The organism is Mesobaculum littorinae (genome assembly GCF_004011175.1).
Lineage (GTDB): Bacteria > Pseudomonadota > Alphaproteobacteria > Rhodobacterales > Rhodobacteraceae > Tranquillimonas > Tranquillimonas littorinae.
This window is the reverse complement of the sequence record NZ_RQXX01000003.1, coordinates 170522-185879: the sequence shown is the minus strand read 5'-3', so window position 1 is coordinate 185879 and position 15358 is coordinate 170522. Positions and strand designations below refer to the sequence as shown.

The following is a 15358-nucleotide window of genomic DNA, read 5'->3' as shown; positions in this document are numbered from 1 at the left end:
GGCCCGCGGCCCCCTCAGGCCGTGGGCGTCGCCACGGGGGGCTGCGCCCGCGCGCGGGCCCAGGGCCGGGGCGCCGGGCCCAGCCCGATGGTCCAGCGCAGGGCCGGCATCCGCGCCAGACCCAGCGCCAGCGCGTAGCTGAGCGTGACGGCGAATCCCATGTTGGCCAGGACATAGAGCGTCGGCGTGTCGATCCGGGTTTCGAACATCAGCCGGAACAGGTCCAGCGCGATGGGATGCACCAAAAAGATGCCGAAGCTGTAGGGCGCCAGTCGTCCGATCCAGCGGGGCCAGGGCACCGGCGTCAGCATCGCCAGCCCGAACAGAGCGACCGGCATCAGAAGGTTCGCGTAGCCCGCGAAGGGATAGTTGGACTGCCAGCTGCCCGCTTCGATCGTGGCGGCAGCCTGCGCCAGCTTGAGATAGAGGCACACGATCCCCAGCATCGCGAAGCTGCCCAGCAGGCCGCGGTGCAGCCTGCGGCGGCGCGCACCGGTCAGGCTGCCGCTTTGCCCGCCGGCGCCGATCCGCAGGTACACGCCGTAAAGGGCGGCGGCGACCAGCCCGTAGCCCGTGTAGGTCAGGATACGCACCAATCGTAGCGCGTACTGGCGGAGTTCGGGGTCGAAGATCTGGTTCCACACCATGTGGCTAAGGTCCTGGCGCAGGATCAGCAGCGGAACCAGCGCCAGCGCCAGTGCCGGCCAGCGCACCGCGACGCGGTAAAGCGGGTAGAACGCCACCAGCGCAAAGAGCGTCGGCAGGAAATGCATGTGCTGCTTCACGTCGCCCAGCACGAGGTAACCGACCCAGGGCTCGACCATCGTCGTCAGGTCGCGCAGCAGGTAGTGCCCCCAGCCCAGCCGGTATCCAACAGCCAGGTTGAACACGACATAGACCGCGACCCAGAACAGGAACGGCACCAGCAGCCTTTGCGCCTGTTCGGCCAGCGTCGTGGCATAGGGTCGGGGCCGCCGGTGCAGCGACATCGCCAGCAGGAACAGCGAGATGATCAGGAACAGTTCGGTCCGGGCGAGGTAGAAGACCGTGCGGATCAGCACCGGCGCGGCCCGCGCGGCGGGCGTCGCGTCGGCAAAGGGGCTGCCGTCGGGCGCATTGGCCGCGTGCATGCAGATGATCGAGATCCCGGCCGTGACGCGCAGGGCATCAAGCCAGAGAGATCGCGATGAGACGGGCGCCGCTGCGGGCGCCGCGGTGCGGGCTGGGGCGATGGCGTGGGTCATGCCGCCCCGTCTACCCGAATCCGGTTAAGCCCCGATTTCCCCGAGGGTGCCTCCTCCCGCTCACCTCGCGCCCGTCGCCGGGCAGGTCCGAGCCGTCGCCGGCCCCGCGGCGCATACCCGCGACGCGCGCGATGTTCCCCGGGCGCGGCGGCCCTCCGGGGCCCCGGTGCGCCGCTGGGGACCTCGCCCGCGGGCAGTCGTCGCGTTCCCTGCTCTCGAAGGTCCGGCGCCGGATGGCGCGGCAGCGATGGGGGGCGCCGGGAGCGTGTGGCGGCGTGGTCCGGCACGTTTCGCGCGGCGCACGGGTCAGGCGGATGGCAGGCGGCGCAAAGGGGGCGGCCAGTGGCCCTGTTCCTCCCCTGAGGGAGATCCCGGAGCGGTGTCGTCGGGGGCTGTTGGGGTGGTATCCCCAGAGGTCGCGGCAAGGAAAGCGCGGATCTCGGCGCCGATCCGGTCGGGCGCGGACATCGGCAGATCGTGGCTCGCGCCAGTGACGACCTCTTGCTGCGCAGTGCGGTTCACCTCGGCCAGCCGTCCGATGTTTGAGGTCGGGATCGTGGTGTCATCCTCGCCCCAGAGCGCCAGCAGCGGCAGGCCCGAGGCCGCGATGGTGCGGTGATCGGCGCGCAGATGTTCGGCCAGGATGTGCCGCTGCGACGACAGCACCGCGGGCAGGAACCCCCGGGCGCGGGTCTGGTCGATCTGCCGACGCACCCGCGGGGCCGCGCGCGGATCGCGCCGCGCTGTGTCGCGCAGGGCCCGGCGCAGCATGTGGCCGCCAAGCACCCGCATTGCCCAGGGGCCCAGGATCGGCGTGGCATAGGCGAACCGGCCGAAGGGTCCGGCATCGTGAAAGAGGCCGGCAGAGGCCAGAAGCACAAGGTGCCCCACGCGCCCCGGGCGGTCGGCGGCATAGGTCGTGGCGATGGCGCCGCCCATCGAGTAGCCCACCAGCAGATCGATCCGGTCGCGGCCGACGTGCCGCAAGAGCGCGTCGAGCTGACGTTGGAAAAAGGCGCGGTCCTGAGCGCCGGTCGCCAGGGGCGATCCGCCGCGTCCGGGCAGATCATAGGTCAGGACGCGGTATCCGTCTGTGGCCAGATCCTCGGCGATCGCGTCAAAGACCCACATCGGCGTCGTCAGCCCGTGGATGCAGACGGCCAGAGGCCCGTCGGCGGGGCCGCGCAGCCGGTAGCGGGTGGGTTGGCCGGGCAGGTCGGCCATCGCGACGCCCTCGGTGTCCTGGCCGGGCACGTGGCCGGGCTGAGCAGGGCGGCGCAGCATCTCGAGCATGGCGGGAAGCGCCGCGAACAGGACCAGCAGCGCGACGAGGGCGAGCGCGGGGATCATGGCGTTGCGCGCGCCGTCGTGCCTGTCATCCGCCGCCTCCCCCTGTCGGGCCTGCACCCGGTCCGGGTGCCGCCCGGCTCGATCCTGTGGTGTACCGGATCACGCGGGGCGAAGCCGGTCAAGCCCGCGCGCCGGGGCGGTCCGGCGAAGCGGCGGCGGACGGCTCAGGCGGCGCGCCAGCGGTCGAGGATGTAGCGCGCGGTCATCAAATCCAGATGCGCGCCGCCGCCGTTCTTGAACAGCGTGATCTCGTCATCGCTGCCGCGGCGAAAGGCGGGCGCGTCGTAGAAATCGGCGACCACGTCCGTTTCGGCGATCACGCCCTCGGAGAGCGGCGTGCGGAACTCGCCGATGTGTTCCAGCACCGTGGCGCGGCTGTCGAGGAACAGGCGCGCGCGGGTCAGGGCGGTATCGTCGGCCTCGCGCATGTCGGGGCGGTAGGCGCCGATCAGGTCCAGGTGCTGGCCCGGGCGCAGCCAGTCGCCACGGATCACGGGCTGGGTCGCCATCGTGGCGCAGGTGATGATGTCGGCATCCTTCACCGCGGCCTCGAGGTCGCCCACGGCACGGGTGCCGGGATAGTCGGCGGCCAGCGCCTCGGCCGCGTCAGGGCTGCGGTTCCAGACGCGGAAGCGCGCGCCGGGGAAGGCGGCGCCGTAGGCCTCGCGCAGCGACCGGGCGACCGTGCCTGCGCCGACGATCAGGATGCGGTCCGACCCGGGGCGGGCCAGCCGCCGCGCGGCCAACAGCGAATCGCCCGCGGTCTTCCACTTGGTCACGAGGTGGAAGTCGATCACCGCCTCCAGCGTGCCGTCCGTGTCGGAGTAAAGCGACACGCCGCCGTTGATCGTGGGCAGGCCCCGGTCGCGGTTGCCGGCGAAGATGGTCGCCGACTTTACGGCAAGCCCCAGGCCGTCGATCCACGCAGCCCGGTTCAGAAGCGTGTCGTCGCCGCGGTAGAGGAACCCGTCCTCGACCTCGGCGCGCGGCAGGTCGTGGCCTGCGGCCAGCGCGTCGGTCAGGCCCAGCCAGTCCAGCGCGCGCTCGCCCTCCTCGAAACCGATCATCGGGATCATGGTGCGGCCTCCGCGTCGCTCAGAAGGCCCTCGGTCACCAGCCGGGCGGCAAGGCCTTGCGGCCCCTCGAAGTGATGCGTCTGCCACCCGCGGTCCGCCGCGACGGCGATGTTCTCGGCCCGGTCATCGGTGAAGAGCAGGTTGCCCGGAGCGACGCCGCAATCCAGCTCGACCATCCGGTAGATCTGCGGATCGGGCTTGGTGACCCGCATGTGCCCCGAGATGTAGCGGCGGTCGAATTCGGTCAGGAAGGGATACTGCGTTTCCGCGAAGGCAAAGGAGCCGACGCCGAAGTTGGTCAGGCAGAAACACGGAATGCCCTTGGACCGCAGCGCGCGCAGAAGCGCGACGGAGTGCGGGATCACCGGCTTGGCCAGTTCCAGCCACTGGTCGTGCCAGTCGCGGATCGCATCGGCATAGTCGGGAAACTTGTCGGCGGTGGCATAGATGGTCTCGCGGAAATCCTCGCCCCGGTCGACGTTTTCGTTCATGCCGTGCAGGTCGACATTGGCGAAAAGCTCGCGCCGCAGAACCTCGCCGTAGACCCGGTCGTAATAGCGTTCGGGTTGCCATTCGATCAGCACGTTGCCGATGTCGAAGATCACTGCGTCGATGGCCATGCCCTGTCGTCCCCTTGCTGTTGCCGGGCAAGAGGTGGACCGCGCCCCGCAGGAAGGCAAGGGGCGGGCTGCATCGGGGTCAGGCGGCGCCGCCCAGCGCCGCGGCCTTCATCCGACCCGCGAATTCGAGGAAGTCGCGCGCCTGGTCGTCGGTCAGGAGGGAAAGGGCAATATGCTCGGAGACACCGAAATAACCCATCATCGACACGTCGGCGGTCGTGGAATAGGCCATTGCCCAGTCGTCGAACCTGCGTTGCTCGAGCTCGGTGGTAACGAGGACCTTCAGCCAGGAGTGACGCCAGTCACGCTTCAGCCCGTCGACCAGGCGATGCACCTTGTCGGGCTCGCCTTCCAACGTCTGGAAGAACCAGGGGCCGTCGCGGTGCAGGAACCCTGTCAGGCCGTCCCGCGCGTTGCGGGCCAGCGCCTCGCGCAGGATGTCGAGGCTGTGCACGCTGAATTCCTGAACCTCGGCATGACTTCGGTAGGTTAGACTGATCAATCCGGACATGCGTCACCATCGGGATGCGGGGGCGGGAACCCAGTCTAAAAGCGACCGCAACATATAACTTTTAGTTAACAAAACGGTTGAAAAGGCATTAAGGCGTGCGGCCGCATGTCCGGGGCCCGGTGTCGCGCGGCGACCTAGCCCCGTGCCGCCGCGCGCAGTTCACACTCCAGCGCCTCGGAGAACCGGGCGCGGTCAGCGCGCGAGAATGCGCGCCCGCCGCCCTGCCGGAAGGGGTCGGCTGCGCGCAGGTCGGCCATCAGGTCGCGGGTGGCCAGCACGTTGCCGATATTTGCCTCGGTCAACCGCTCTCCGTCTGGGCGCAGAACGCGGGCGCCCGCGGCCACGCATTTCGCGGCCAGCGGGATGTCGTTGGTGATGACCACGTCGCCCGTGCCCGCCCGCTCGGCGATCCACATGTCGGCGACGTCGGCGCCCTGGTCGACGTAGATCATCTGAACCAGCGGGTTCTGCGACGGGCGCAGGCCACCGTTCGAGACGAAGGCGATCTGCGTGCGGTGGCGCGTGGCCACCGCCTCGGCCTCGGCCTTGACCGGGCAGGCATCGGCGTCGACGTAGATCACGCCGATGCCTGTAACGCAGCCCCGCGCCGCGCCTTACGCATAAAGCGCCTCGGCATGGAAATCGACGTGCTCGCCGATGAAGGACGACACGAAGAAATAGCTGTGGTCGTAGCCCGGTTGCAGCCGCAGGGTCGCCTGCTGGCGGCGGCGGGCGATGGCGGCGGCCAGCGCCTCTGGGCGCAGCAGGTCGTAGAACTGGTCGGCGGTGCCGGTGTCCAGCAGCATCGGCCCGTCGAAGCCCTTTTCATCCATCAGCCGGGTCGCGTCATGCGCCGCCCAGGCATCGCGATCCTCGCCAAGGTAGGCGGCGAACTGCTTCTGTCCCCAGTCGCTTTCCGTCGGGTTGCAGATCGCCGAGAAGGCCGAGACCGAGCGGAAGCGCCCCGGCAGCCGCATCGCGGCCGTCAGCGCGCCGTGCCCGCCCATCGAATGCCCGGTGATCGCCTGCCGCTCGGGGTCCAGCGCGAAGCTGTCGAAGACGAGCTTGGGCAGCTCTTCGGTCACGTAGGTCCACATGCGGAAATTAGGCGCCCAGGGGTCCTGCGTCGCATCGACGTAAAAGCCCGCGCCCTTGCCCAGGTCGAAGGCATCGTCGTCGGCCACGCCGTCGCCGCGCGGCGAGGTGTCGGGAAAGATCAGCGCGATGCCCTGTTCGGCGGCATGCGCCTGCGCGCCGGCCTTGGTCATCGCGTTCTCATGGGTGCAGGTCAGCCCCGAAAGATACCAGAGCACCGGCACCGGGCCCTCCTTGGCCTCGGCGGGCAGGAACAGGCCGAAGGTCATGTCGCCGCCCGTCGCCTCGGAGCCGTGGGAATAGACCCCCTGCGTGCCGCCGAAGCACGCGTTTTCACTGATCGTCTTCATCTTCGCACCCTTTTGCCCGGGAAACATGTACGCGCGTTCACCGCTAACCCGCCGGACCGGCTGTCGCAACCGGCACGGGGGGGGCGGCGCGGGGCGCGGGGGGGTGGCGCGCGGGCCCGCCGGGGACTGCGGCGCATGGGCCCCAGATCGGGCGCCGGGCAGGGGGGGCGGGGCGCGCAGGCTTGCTTTATGGGGCGCGGCCACCCACATTCTGAACCGGGCGGTCTTGTTCCAAGACGCAGGCCCGCAGTATTGGAGGATGGTGATGAACGCCGAAACCGGCACGATCAGGAAGGGGCGCAAGTTCCAGCAGGTCCTGCAGGGCGCACGCGACGTCTTCATGCGCGACGGGTATTCCGGTGCCTGCGTGGACGAGATCGCGAAGGCGGCGGGCGTCTCCAAGGCGACGCTTTACAGTTATTTCCCCGACAAGCGGATGATCTTCAGCGAGGTTGCCCGCTACGAATGCACCCAGCAGGCGCAGGACACCCTGTCCGAGATCGACCTTCAGGCGCCCCCGCGCGAGGTTCTGGCGCGCACGGGCCGTCATCTGATCTGTTTCATCCTGTCCGAGTTCGGGCAGCGCGTGTTCCGCATCTCGGTCGCCGAATCGGACCGTTTCCCCGAGCTTGGGCGCCGCTTCTACGAAAGCGGCCCGGGCATGGTCGAGGTCAGCATGTGCACCTATTTCGACCTCGCCATCCAGCGCGGGGAGCTGTCGATCCCCGACAAGCGGCTGGCAGCGCACCAGTTCGCCGAACTCTGCAAGGCCGACATCTTTCCCCGCGTGCTGTTCGGCATCCAGACCGAGTTCACCGAGGCCGAGATCGACCGCGTGGTCTCAAGCGCCGTCGACATGTTCCTGTCCCGCTACGGCACCGAAAGCGCGCGGACCTGAGAAAAAGGGCCGGGCGCTACTTCACCGGCCTTGCGACACTGGGCGCGCCCGTCATGCGCAGCGCCGCCGGGCACCGCGCGCTGTCAGATCAGCACCGGACCCACCGCCCAAAGCCCCAGAAACAGCGCCACACCGCCCGCCACGATCGCGGCCAGCGTGTTGCGCAGGCTCAGCCCCACGATCAGCGTGACCAGCGCCGCCACGCCGCGCGTCGCGTCGAACTGCCCGTCGGTGGCGGCGGGCGACAGCACCAGCGGCGCCACCATGCCGGGGATCACCGCCATCGGCGTGTAGCGCAGCAGCCGCAGCGCCCATCCCGGCATCGGCCGGTCCCCGATCAGGCCCAGAAACGACAGGCGGATGATGTAGGTGCCGATGCCGAGCGCCAGGATCACCGTCCAGACGCGCGCATCCGTGTAGGCAGCGTTCATGCCTGCCTCCGCCGGTCCGTGGCGGCCCGGCGCCGCTCCTGCGCCGTCTCGACCAGCGCGCCCGTCGCCATGGCAAGCGCCGCGGCCAGCAGCAGCCCGGTCCCCGCCGGCAGGCCCGCAAAGGCAAGCGCACTCACCGCCGACACCGCTACCGCGGCGGCATGCGCCACGGTGCGCACCAGTGGCGCGACCAGCGCGATGAACATGATCGGCATCACGAAATCCAGCCCCAGCCCGTCGGGAAAGGCCGAACCCGCCACCGCTCCGACCCAGGTAAAGCCGTACCACAGCGGAAAGATCGGCGTCGCGATGCCCGCGAAATAGGCGACCCGCTCGGACACCGTCATCTCGGGGCGGCGTTCGTATTCGGGGATGCTGGCGGCATAGGTCTGATCGACGTTGAGATAGCTGATCACCATGCGCTGCCAGAACGGCGCGGACCCGAGCCACGGCACCAGCGCGGCGGAATACATCGCCATGCGCAGGTTGACCGCCAGCGCGGCGGCCAGCACCGCGGCGATGGGGGCGCTGTCGACCATCAGTTGCAACGCGGTGAACTGCGACGCACCGGCGATCACCAGCCCGGAAAAGGCGACGGTCTGCACCAGGGACAGCCCCGATTCCCGCGCGATGACGCCGAAGACCATGGCGAAGGGCACGATCACCAGGATGAAGGGCGCGCCGATGGCGACCCCGCGCCAATAGGCGGTCTTGACGGTGGAGGCGGGCATGATGCTGTCCTAGACTGGGACGATAGCCTTCGGCTTATCCTCGTCGGGAAGGAGACGCAAATGCCCCTGCCAGCGGCCCCGCACCTGCCTCGGCGACTGCCCCCGAACATGGGGACGAACACGCCCCCGCACCGGAGTGCCCCTGCCGCCGCCGCCCGGTCGTCGTATCCTTGGGCTGCAGCTGGCGCGACCCGCGCGCCCGCCATGGCCACCGCATGGGGGGCGGTGGCCGGTGGTGCAGGCGCGCCGGATCCCTCGGCGCCCGCGCGGACAAGGCGCGTCATCCGCGCCGCTGTGCAGGCGGCCCGCTCCCGGCGCCCGGCTGGTCGCGCCGTGCCTTCCTGCGGTTGCGGCGACAATGCGGCGCGCGCCGTCAGACACCGCCGCGAGTGGGGAGCGCTGGCATGACCCTTGATCTGACGGGACCGCCCCCCGCCGTCATCCTTGCCGGAGGGCTGGCGCGGCGGATGGGCGGCGGCGACAAGGGGCTGTCGGCGCTGGGGGCCTCGACCCTCATCGGTCACGTGATCGACCGGCTGGCACCGCAGTGCGGGGCGCTCGCGCTCAATGCCAACGACGATCCGGCGCGCTTTGCCGGGCTGGGCCTGCCGGTACTGGCCGACGACATGGCGGACCGGCCCGGGCCGCTTGCGGGCGTGCTGGCGGGGCTGGACTGGGCGGCGGGGCACGGCGTCTCGCACATCGTCACCGCGGCCGCCGACACCCCGTTTCTGCCCTGCGACCTGGTCCCGCGGCTGCTGCTTGCCGCCGAAACGGCGGGGGCCGAGCTTGCGCTCGCCGCAACGGGGGATCGCGCGGCGCCGGACCTGCACCCGGTCTTCGGGCTCTGGCCCGTCGCGGCGCGCGATGTCCTGCGCGCGGCGCTGGCGGCGGGGCAGCGCCGGGTGGCCGACTGGGCGATGGGGCAGGGCGCCGCCGTGGCCGTGTTTCCCCGGGCCGAGGAGTTCTTCAACGTCAACACGCCCGAGGATCTGGCGGCCGCGCGGGCGATGGTGTGATCCTCTGGGGCGTCACCGGCTGGTCCGACGCGGGCAAGACCACCCTGATCGAACGCCTGATCGCCGGGCTTGCGCAGCGCGGCCTGCGGGTGGCGACGCTGAAGCACACGCATCACGACGTGGACCCCGAGCCCGAGCGCGCCGACAGCCGCCGTCATCGGGCCGCGGGGGCGGCGCAGGTGCTGCTGGCCGGGCCGCGCCGATGGTCGCTCGTCGCCGAACATGCGACCGCGGCCGCGCCCGCGCTGGCCGAGCTGGTGGCGCGGCTCGATCCGGTCGACGTGGTACTGGCCGAGGGCTGGCGCGACGGCGACCACCCCAAGATCGAGGTCTGGCGTCCCGAGACCGGGCAGCCGCCCCGCGCGCCGGGCGACCGGACGATCCGGGCCATGGTGGCGCAAGCCCGGCCGAAGGGGATCGACCTGCCGGTGTTTCGGCCCGGTGAGACGGAGGCGCTGATCGCGTTCCTGACGGGCGATGCGGCCCGGCCGTGGCGCCCGGCCGAGGGCGCCGCCCCCGCGGTGCAGGCCCCCTGGCCCCCCAATCTCCCTTCGGCCCGGCCCGCGTCGTCGCCGCGCGGCGACGCACCCCGGGATCCAGCCCCGGACCCCGGGCGCAATGCGGACCTCCCGGCGGTGCGCTGGGACCCGGGTGGGATTTTCGCCGAGCGTTCGCAGGGCTTCGACAGCTTCGTCGTGATCGACTGGTCGGCCGCCGCCACGCCGTCGCCGCGCCGCCCCGCGAAGGACGCGATATGGGCAGGCGTCGCAGACGCAGAGGCCGATGCCGATGCCGATGCGGATACCCCGGGCGAGGTCTATCTGCGCACCCGCGACGCCGCGATGACGTGGATCGAGACGCGGATCGCGGCCGAGCGGTCGGCGGGCCGGCGGATGCTGCTGGGTCTCGATGCCTGCCTTGGCTGGCCCGCGGGGTTCGCGCGGCACCTGACCGGGCAGGACTGCGCCCCTGCCGTCTGGGACTGGCTGGCGCACCGGGTCGAGGATGCGCCCGACAACGCCAACAACCGGTTCGAGGTCGCCGCCGCGATCAACGCGATGTTCCCCGGCACCGGTCCGTTCTGGGGGCGCCCCGCTGGACGCGACCTGCCGGACCTGCCGGCCCACGGCTCCGCGCGTCAGGGCCATGGCCTGCCCGAGCGGCGCAGGTGGGAGGGCGGCGGCATGCAGTCTGTCTGGAAGCTTTACACCACCGGGGCCGTGGGCTCGCAGTCGCTGCTGGCGCAGGCGCGGCTGGCCGGGCTGCGCGCCCGGCTGGGCGCGGATCTTGCCGTCTGGCCCTTCGACCCGCCCGCCGCTGTTGCACAGGCGCCGGTGGTGCTGGCCGAGGTCTGGCCGTCGCTGGCCGCCCGCGCCGTGGCCCGGGCCGCACGTGGGGACGAGCCGCGCGACGCCACGCAGGTGCGCGTGACCGCCGCGGTTATGCGAGAGATGCAGCGCCGCGGCACGCTGGCCCCGGCGCTTTCGGCCGCCGGCGGCGCGGCCCTGGCCGAAGAGGGCTGGTGCCTCGGCGTCGGGGTCGAACCCGCATGGCGCGCCGTGGCCGGGGATCTCTGGCCCCCGTCCGGCTGAGCCGGGGGCGCGGCCAGCCGCCGCATCCACCGACCCTGCGTCAGCCTGGTCAGGGGCTACCAAGGGTGGGGCTCTGCGCGATATCTTGGGGGTAACTCCGCCGATCACCCGCAAGGGTTGCGTCCCTCCGTTGACAGGGACGGGCGTCTCCCAGAGACTCTGCCGCCATCAGAAGGATCCCGCCTTGCGCTTCACCCGCCTGCGTCTCAACGGTTTCAAGAGCTTCGTCGACCCGACCGATCTGGTGATCGCGCCGGGGCTGACGGGTGTCGTCGGACCGAATGGCTGCGGCAAGTCCAACCTGCTTGAGGCGCTGCGCTGGGTAATGGGCGAAAACCGGCCCACCGCGATGCGCGGCGGCGGGATGGAGGACGTGATCTTTGCCGGGGCCGCCACTCGGCCCGCGCGCAACTTTGCCGAGGTGACGCTCAGCATCGACAATGCCGACCGGCTGGCCCCCGCCAGCTTCAACGACGCCGACACGCTGGAAATCGTGCGCCGGATCACCCGCGACGCGGGCTCGGCCTTTCGCGCCAATGCGCGCGACGTGCGGGCGCGCGACGTGCAGATGCTGTTCGCCGATGCCTCGACCGGGTCGCAGTCGCCGGCACTGGTGCGGCAGGGGCAGATTTCCGAGCTGATCAACGCCAAGCCCCGCGCGCGCCGCAGGATCCTGGAAGACGCCGCCGGGATCGCCGGGCTCTACCAACGCCGCCACGAGGCCGAGTTGAAGCTCAAGGGCGCCGAGGCCAACCTGGAACGCGTTCAGGACATCGTCGAACAGCTGGCGCAGCAGCTGGGCACGCTGGCGCGGCAGGCCCGGCAGGCCGCGCGCTACCGCACCATCGGCGAGGATCTGCGGCAGGCCGAGGGGCGGTTGCTTTACTGCCGCTGGCAGGATGCCGAGGCCGCCCGGCAGGAGGCCACCGCCGCCCTGCGCACCCGCGCCGCCGAGGCCGCCGCCGCCGACCGCGCGGTGCAGGAGGCCGAAGCCGCCCGCGCCGCGCGGGAGGAGGCGCTGCCGCCCCTGCGCGAGGAAGAGGCCATCGCCGCCGCCGTGCTGCAGCGCCTGACGGTGGAACGCGACGGGCTGAAGCGCGACGAGGACGAGGCGCGCGCCCGGATCGGCCGCCTGCGGGGCCGCATCGCGCAGCTTGAGCGCGATGGCGAGCGTGAGAGAACGCTGAACCGCGATGCCGGAGAGACGCTGGACACGCTGACCGAGGAGGCCGCCGCGCTGGAGGCCGCCGATGACGGGCACGACGCCCGGCTGGCCGAGGCGCGCGAGGCGGCCGAGGTCGCGGGCGTGCTTCTGGGTCAGCGCGAAACGGCGCTGTCCGAGGCCACCGAGGAGGCCGCGCGCCTGGCCGCGCGCCACCACTCGGCCCGTCGTCTGGTCGATGATTCGCGCACCGCCCGCGACCGGGCCGAGGCCGAGGCCGAGCGCGCCCGCACCGCCGTGGGCGAGGCCGAGACCGCGCTGGCCCGCGCCGAGGCGGCGACGGAAGAGGCGCAGGGCAAGGACAGCGCCGCCGCCGATCTGGCGGCCCGGGCAGAGGCCGCGCTGACCGCCGCCGATGCCGCCCGGACCGAAGCGCAGACTCAGGAGGCCGAGGCCCGCGCCGCGCGATCCTCGGCCGAGGGCGAACTGGGCGCGCTGTCCGCCGAAGCCTCGGCCCTGGCGCGGCTGGTCGAGCGGGACGGATCCGACAGCGGCCAGGTGCTGGACCTCGTGCGCGTCAATCCGGGCTACGAGCAGGCGCTGGGCGCCGCGCTGGCCGACGACCTGCGCGCGCCCGCGGTCCGGGACGGCACGGGCTCGGGCTGGGTCGATCTGGGGCCCTGCGACGGCGCGCCGGCGCTGCCCGACGGGGCCGAACCGCTTGCGGGCCACGTGCGGGTGCCCGGGGTCCTCGGCCGTCGCATCGCTCAGGTGGGGCTGGTCGCGCCCGGGGACGGGCCGCGCCTGCAGGCCGCGCTGCGCCCCGGTCAGCGGCTGGTCACGCGGGCGGGCGATCTGTGGCGCTGGGACGGGTTCCGCGCCACGGCCGAGGATGCGCCCTCGGCCGCCGCCCTGCGGCTGCAACAGATCAACCGGCTCGAGGATCTGCGACGGCAGGAGGCCGAGGCCCGCAGCCGGGGCGAGGCGGCGGCGCAGGAGCACGAGGCGCGCAAGGCAAGGCTGAGCGAGACGACCGAGGCCGACCGCGCCGCCCGTGCCGCGCGGCGCGAGGCCGATCAGGAGGTGGCGCAGGCCAGCCGCGCCCTGTCGCGGGCCGAGGCCGACCGCACCATCGCGGCCGGCAAGCTTGAGACCCAGCGCATGGCCGTGGGCCGGCACGAGGACGAGGCGAAGGCCGCCCGCGCCCGGCTGAAAGAGGCCGAGACGGCGATGCAGGGGCTTGCCAACCTCGACGCCGCGAAGGCCCGGGCCGAGACCGCCAAGGCCGCGGCCGAGGGTGCGCGGATCACCATGATGACCGCGCGCGCCGGGGCCGACGAGCTGAAGCGCGAGGGCGAGGCCCGGGCCAGCCGCCGCACCGCCGTCGCGCGCGAACGCGAGACCTGGGAGACCCGGCTCGAAACCGCCGGCACCCGGCTGGCCGAGATCGAGGAGCGTCTGGCCTCGACCCGCCGCGATCTGAAATCCGCCGAGGCCGCCCCCGCAGGGCTGGCCGCCCGCCGGGCGGAGGCCGAGCGCGGCATCGACGCCGCCGGAACCCGGCGCGGCAAGGCCGCCGAGGCGCTGGCCGCGGGCGAGGCCGCGCTGCGCGAGGCCGCGACGGTGGAGCGCAAGGCAGGCAGCGCTGCGGGCGAGGCGCGCGAGGCCCGCGCCGCCGCCGACGCGCGTGCCGAGGCCGCCGCCGACGCGGTCGAAGCCGCGGCGCTGCGCATCTCGGAAGAGCTGGATCTCACCCCCGACGCGCTGCGCGCCCGGCTCGCCGCGGCGGCTGCGGGCGAGGGCGAGAGTGCGGGCGACGCCGGCGGCGCGGAGGGCGCGAATGCCCCCGAAACTGCTACCGAGACGGCCCCTTCCGCCGACGGCCCCGCAGCGGGTGCCGCGCCCCGGCTTGCCCTGCCGCCGGCCGCCCAGCTGGAATCCGAGGTGCAGCGCCTGCGCCGCCAGCGCGATTCGCTGGGCGCGGTGAACCTGCGCGCCGAAGAGGACGCGCGCGAGGTGCAGGAAGAGCATGACCTGCTCGTCACCGAAAAGGCCGACCTGGAAGAGGCGATCCGCGCCCTGCGCACCGGCATCGCCACGCTGAACCGCGAAGGCCGGGAACGTCTGCTGGCGGCGTTCGAGCAGGTGAACGCCAATTTCACCATGCTCTTCACCCACCTTTTCGGGGGCGGCGACGCGCGGCTGGAACTGGTGGAATCCGACGATCCGCTGGAGGCCGGGCTTGAGATCCTCTGCCAGCCGCCGGGCAAAAAGCTTCAGGCGCTGTCGCTTCTGTCGGGGGGCGAGCAGACGTTGACCGCGCTGGCGCTGATCTTCGGGGTGTTCCTCGCCAACCCCGCGCCGATCTGCGTGCTGGACGAGGTCGACGCGCCGCTCGACGATGCCAACGTCACCCGGTTCTGCGATCTTCTCGACGAGATGACGCGCCAGACCGAGACGCGGTTCCTGATCATCACCCACCACGCCGTGACGATGAGCCGGATGGACCGGCTGTTCGGCGTGACGATGGGCGAACAGGGGGTCAGCCAGCTGGTCAGCGTGGACCTGAAGAAGGCCGAGCAGATGGTGGCCTGAGCCGCCGCGCCGGAGGGTCTAGTATTCGACCCCGATCTGCGCCTTCACGCCCGCGCGGAAGGGATGCTTGACCAGCTCCATCTCGGTCACGAGGTCGGCGATATCCAGGATTTCGTCGCGCGCGTTGCGTCCCGTCAGCACGACATGGGTCTGCGGCGGCTTCTCGTCGCGCAGGAAGGCCGCCACCTCGGCCGCGTCGATGTAGTCATAGCGCAGCGCGATGTTGATCTCGTCCAGCAGCACCATCCGGTTGGCGGGATCGCGGATCAGCTCCTTGGCCTTGGTCCAGGCAGCCTGCGCCATCTCGGTATCGCGCGACCTGTCCTGCGTCTCCCAGGTGAAGCCTTCGCCCATGGTGTGGAATTCGCACAGGTGCGAGAACTGGCCGAGGATCAGGTCGCGTTCGCCGGTGGACATGCCGCCCTTGATGAACTGCACCACGGCCGATGGCATCTCGTGCGCGATGCAGCGGAAGATCATGCCGAAGGCGGCGGTCGACTTCCCCTTGCCCTTGCCGGTGTGAACGATGACCAGCCCCTTCTCGGCAGTCTTCGTCGCCATGATCTTGTCGCGCGCGGCCTTCTTCTTGGCCATCTTGCGGGCGTGGCGGTCGTCGTCGTCCATCGGGTCCTCCGGGTTGCCGCGCGCAGTGTGCGGCGCCCGCGGCTTCGGTGCAATGGGGCG

General features: G+C 71.7%; 14 protein-coding genes. 4 read left to right on the top strand and 10 right to left on the bottom strand.

What is annotated here, in order from left to right:
* Nucleotides 1-14: 14 nt before the first annotated feature.
* From EKE94_RS10090 to fghA, 7 genes are all read right to left on the bottom strand, one after another.
* Nucleotides 15-1244, bottom strand: coding sequence for an acyltransferase family protein (locus EKE94_RS10090; protein ID WP_127906489.1), 1230 nt, complete (start codon nucleotides 1242-1244; stop codon nucleotides 15-17).
* 306 nt (nucleotides 1245-1550) lie between these two features.
* A complete protein-coding gene (locus EKE94_RS10085) occupies nucleotides 1551-2594 on the bottom strand; it encodes an alpha/beta fold hydrolase (protein WP_164870883.1) in 1044 nt (347 codons plus the stop codon).
* Between the two features lie 164 nt (nucleotides 2595-2758).
* On the bottom strand, nucleotides 2759-3670 hold the full coding sequence (locus EKE94_RS10080) for an ornithine cyclodeaminase family protein (protein ID WP_127906487.1): 912 nt from the start codon (nucleotides 3668-3670) through the stop codon (nucleotides 2759-2761).
* A complete protein-coding gene (locus EKE94_RS10075) occupies nucleotides 3667-4290 on the bottom strand; it encodes an HAD family hydrolase (RefSeq protein WP_127906486.1) in 624 nt (207 codons plus the stop codon). Before EKE94_RS10075 ends, EKE94_RS10080 begins: the two co-directional genes overlap by 4 nt.
* A gap of 79 nt (nucleotides 4291-4369) precedes the next feature.
* Complete coding sequence (locus EKE94_RS10070; protein ID WP_127906485.1) at nucleotides 4370-4801, bottom strand: BLUF domain-containing protein; 432 nt, start codon at nucleotides 4799-4801, stop codon at nucleotides 4370-4372.
* A gap of 134 nt (nucleotides 4802-4935) precedes the next feature.
* Nucleotides 4936-5382, bottom strand: a complete 447-nt coding sequence (locus EKE94_RS10065) for a YaiI/YqxD family protein (protein WP_407940894.1) — start codon at nucleotides 5380-5382, stop codon at nucleotides 4936-4938.
* A 33-nt stretch (nucleotides 5383-5415) separates the two neighbouring features.
* A complete protein-coding gene (gene fghA / locus EKE94_RS10060) occupies nucleotides 5416-6246 on the bottom strand; it encodes an S-formylglutathione hydrolase (protein WP_127906483.1) in 831 nt (276 codons plus the stop codon).
* A gap of 265 nt (nucleotides 6247-6511) precedes the next feature.
* Between fghA and EKE94_RS10055 the strand changes: the two genes are divergently transcribed.
* Nucleotides 6512-7144, top strand: coding sequence for a TetR/AcrR family transcriptional regulator (locus tag EKE94_RS10055; protein WP_127906482.1), 633 nt, complete (start codon nucleotides 6512-6514; stop codon nucleotides 7142-7144).
* Between the two features lie 83 nt (nucleotides 7145-7227).
* On the opposite strand, the gene EKE94_RS10050 is transcribed toward EKE94_RS10055, so the two are convergent.
* Together EKE94_RS10050 and EKE94_RS10045 are read right to left on the bottom strand one after the other, a co-directional pair.
* Nucleotides 7228-7575, bottom strand: a complete 348-nt coding sequence (locus EKE94_RS10050; RefSeq protein WP_127906481.1) for an AzlD domain-containing protein — start codon at nucleotides 7573-7575, stop codon at nucleotides 7228-7230.
* Entirely contained in the window at nucleotides 7572-8306 is a 735-nt protein-coding gene (locus EKE94_RS10045; protein WP_127906480.1) for an AzlC family ABC transporter permease, read from the bottom strand. The genes EKE94_RS10050 and EKE94_RS10045 overlap by 4 nt, the downstream gene beginning before the upstream one ends.
* Before the next feature lie 404 nt (nucleotides 8307-8710).
* On the opposite strand from EKE94_RS10045, the gene mobA reads away from it, so the two are divergent.
* From mobA to EKE94_RS10030, 3 genes are all read left to right on the top strand, one after another.
* Nucleotides 8711-9325: a molybdenum cofactor guanylyltransferase MobA gene (mobA, locus tag EKE94_RS10040; RefSeq protein WP_127906479.1), complete on the top strand. Its 615-nt coding sequence runs from the start codon at nucleotides 8711-8713 to the stop codon at nucleotides 9323-9325.
* Nucleotides 9322-10917 carry a molybdopterin-guanine dinucleotide biosynthesis protein B gene (mobB, locus tag EKE94_RS10035; RefSeq protein ID WP_127906478.1) on the top strand — a complete coding sequence of 532 codons (1596 nt, stop codon included), beginning with the start codon at nucleotides 9322-9324 and terminating at the stop codon, nucleotides 10915-10917. The genes mobA and mobB overlap by 4 nt, the downstream gene beginning before the upstream one ends.
* Nucleotides 10918-11101: 184 nt before the next feature.
* On the top strand, nucleotides 11102-14674 hold the full coding sequence (locus EKE94_RS10030; RefSeq protein WP_127906477.1) for a chromosome segregation SMC family protein: 3573 nt from the start codon (nucleotides 11102-11104) through the stop codon (nucleotides 14672-14674).
* A gap of 18 nt (nucleotides 14675-14692) precedes the next feature.
* Here the strand turns inward: EKE94_RS10030 and cobO are convergent, their stop codons facing one another.
* Nucleotides 14693-15298 carry a cob(I)yrinic acid a,c-diamide adenosyltransferase gene (cobO, locus tag EKE94_RS10025; protein ID WP_127906476.1) on the bottom strand — a complete coding sequence of 202 codons (606 nt, stop codon included), beginning with the start codon at nucleotides 15296-15298 and terminating at the stop codon, nucleotides 14693-14695.
* Nucleotides 15299-15358 lie beyond the last annotated feature (60 nt).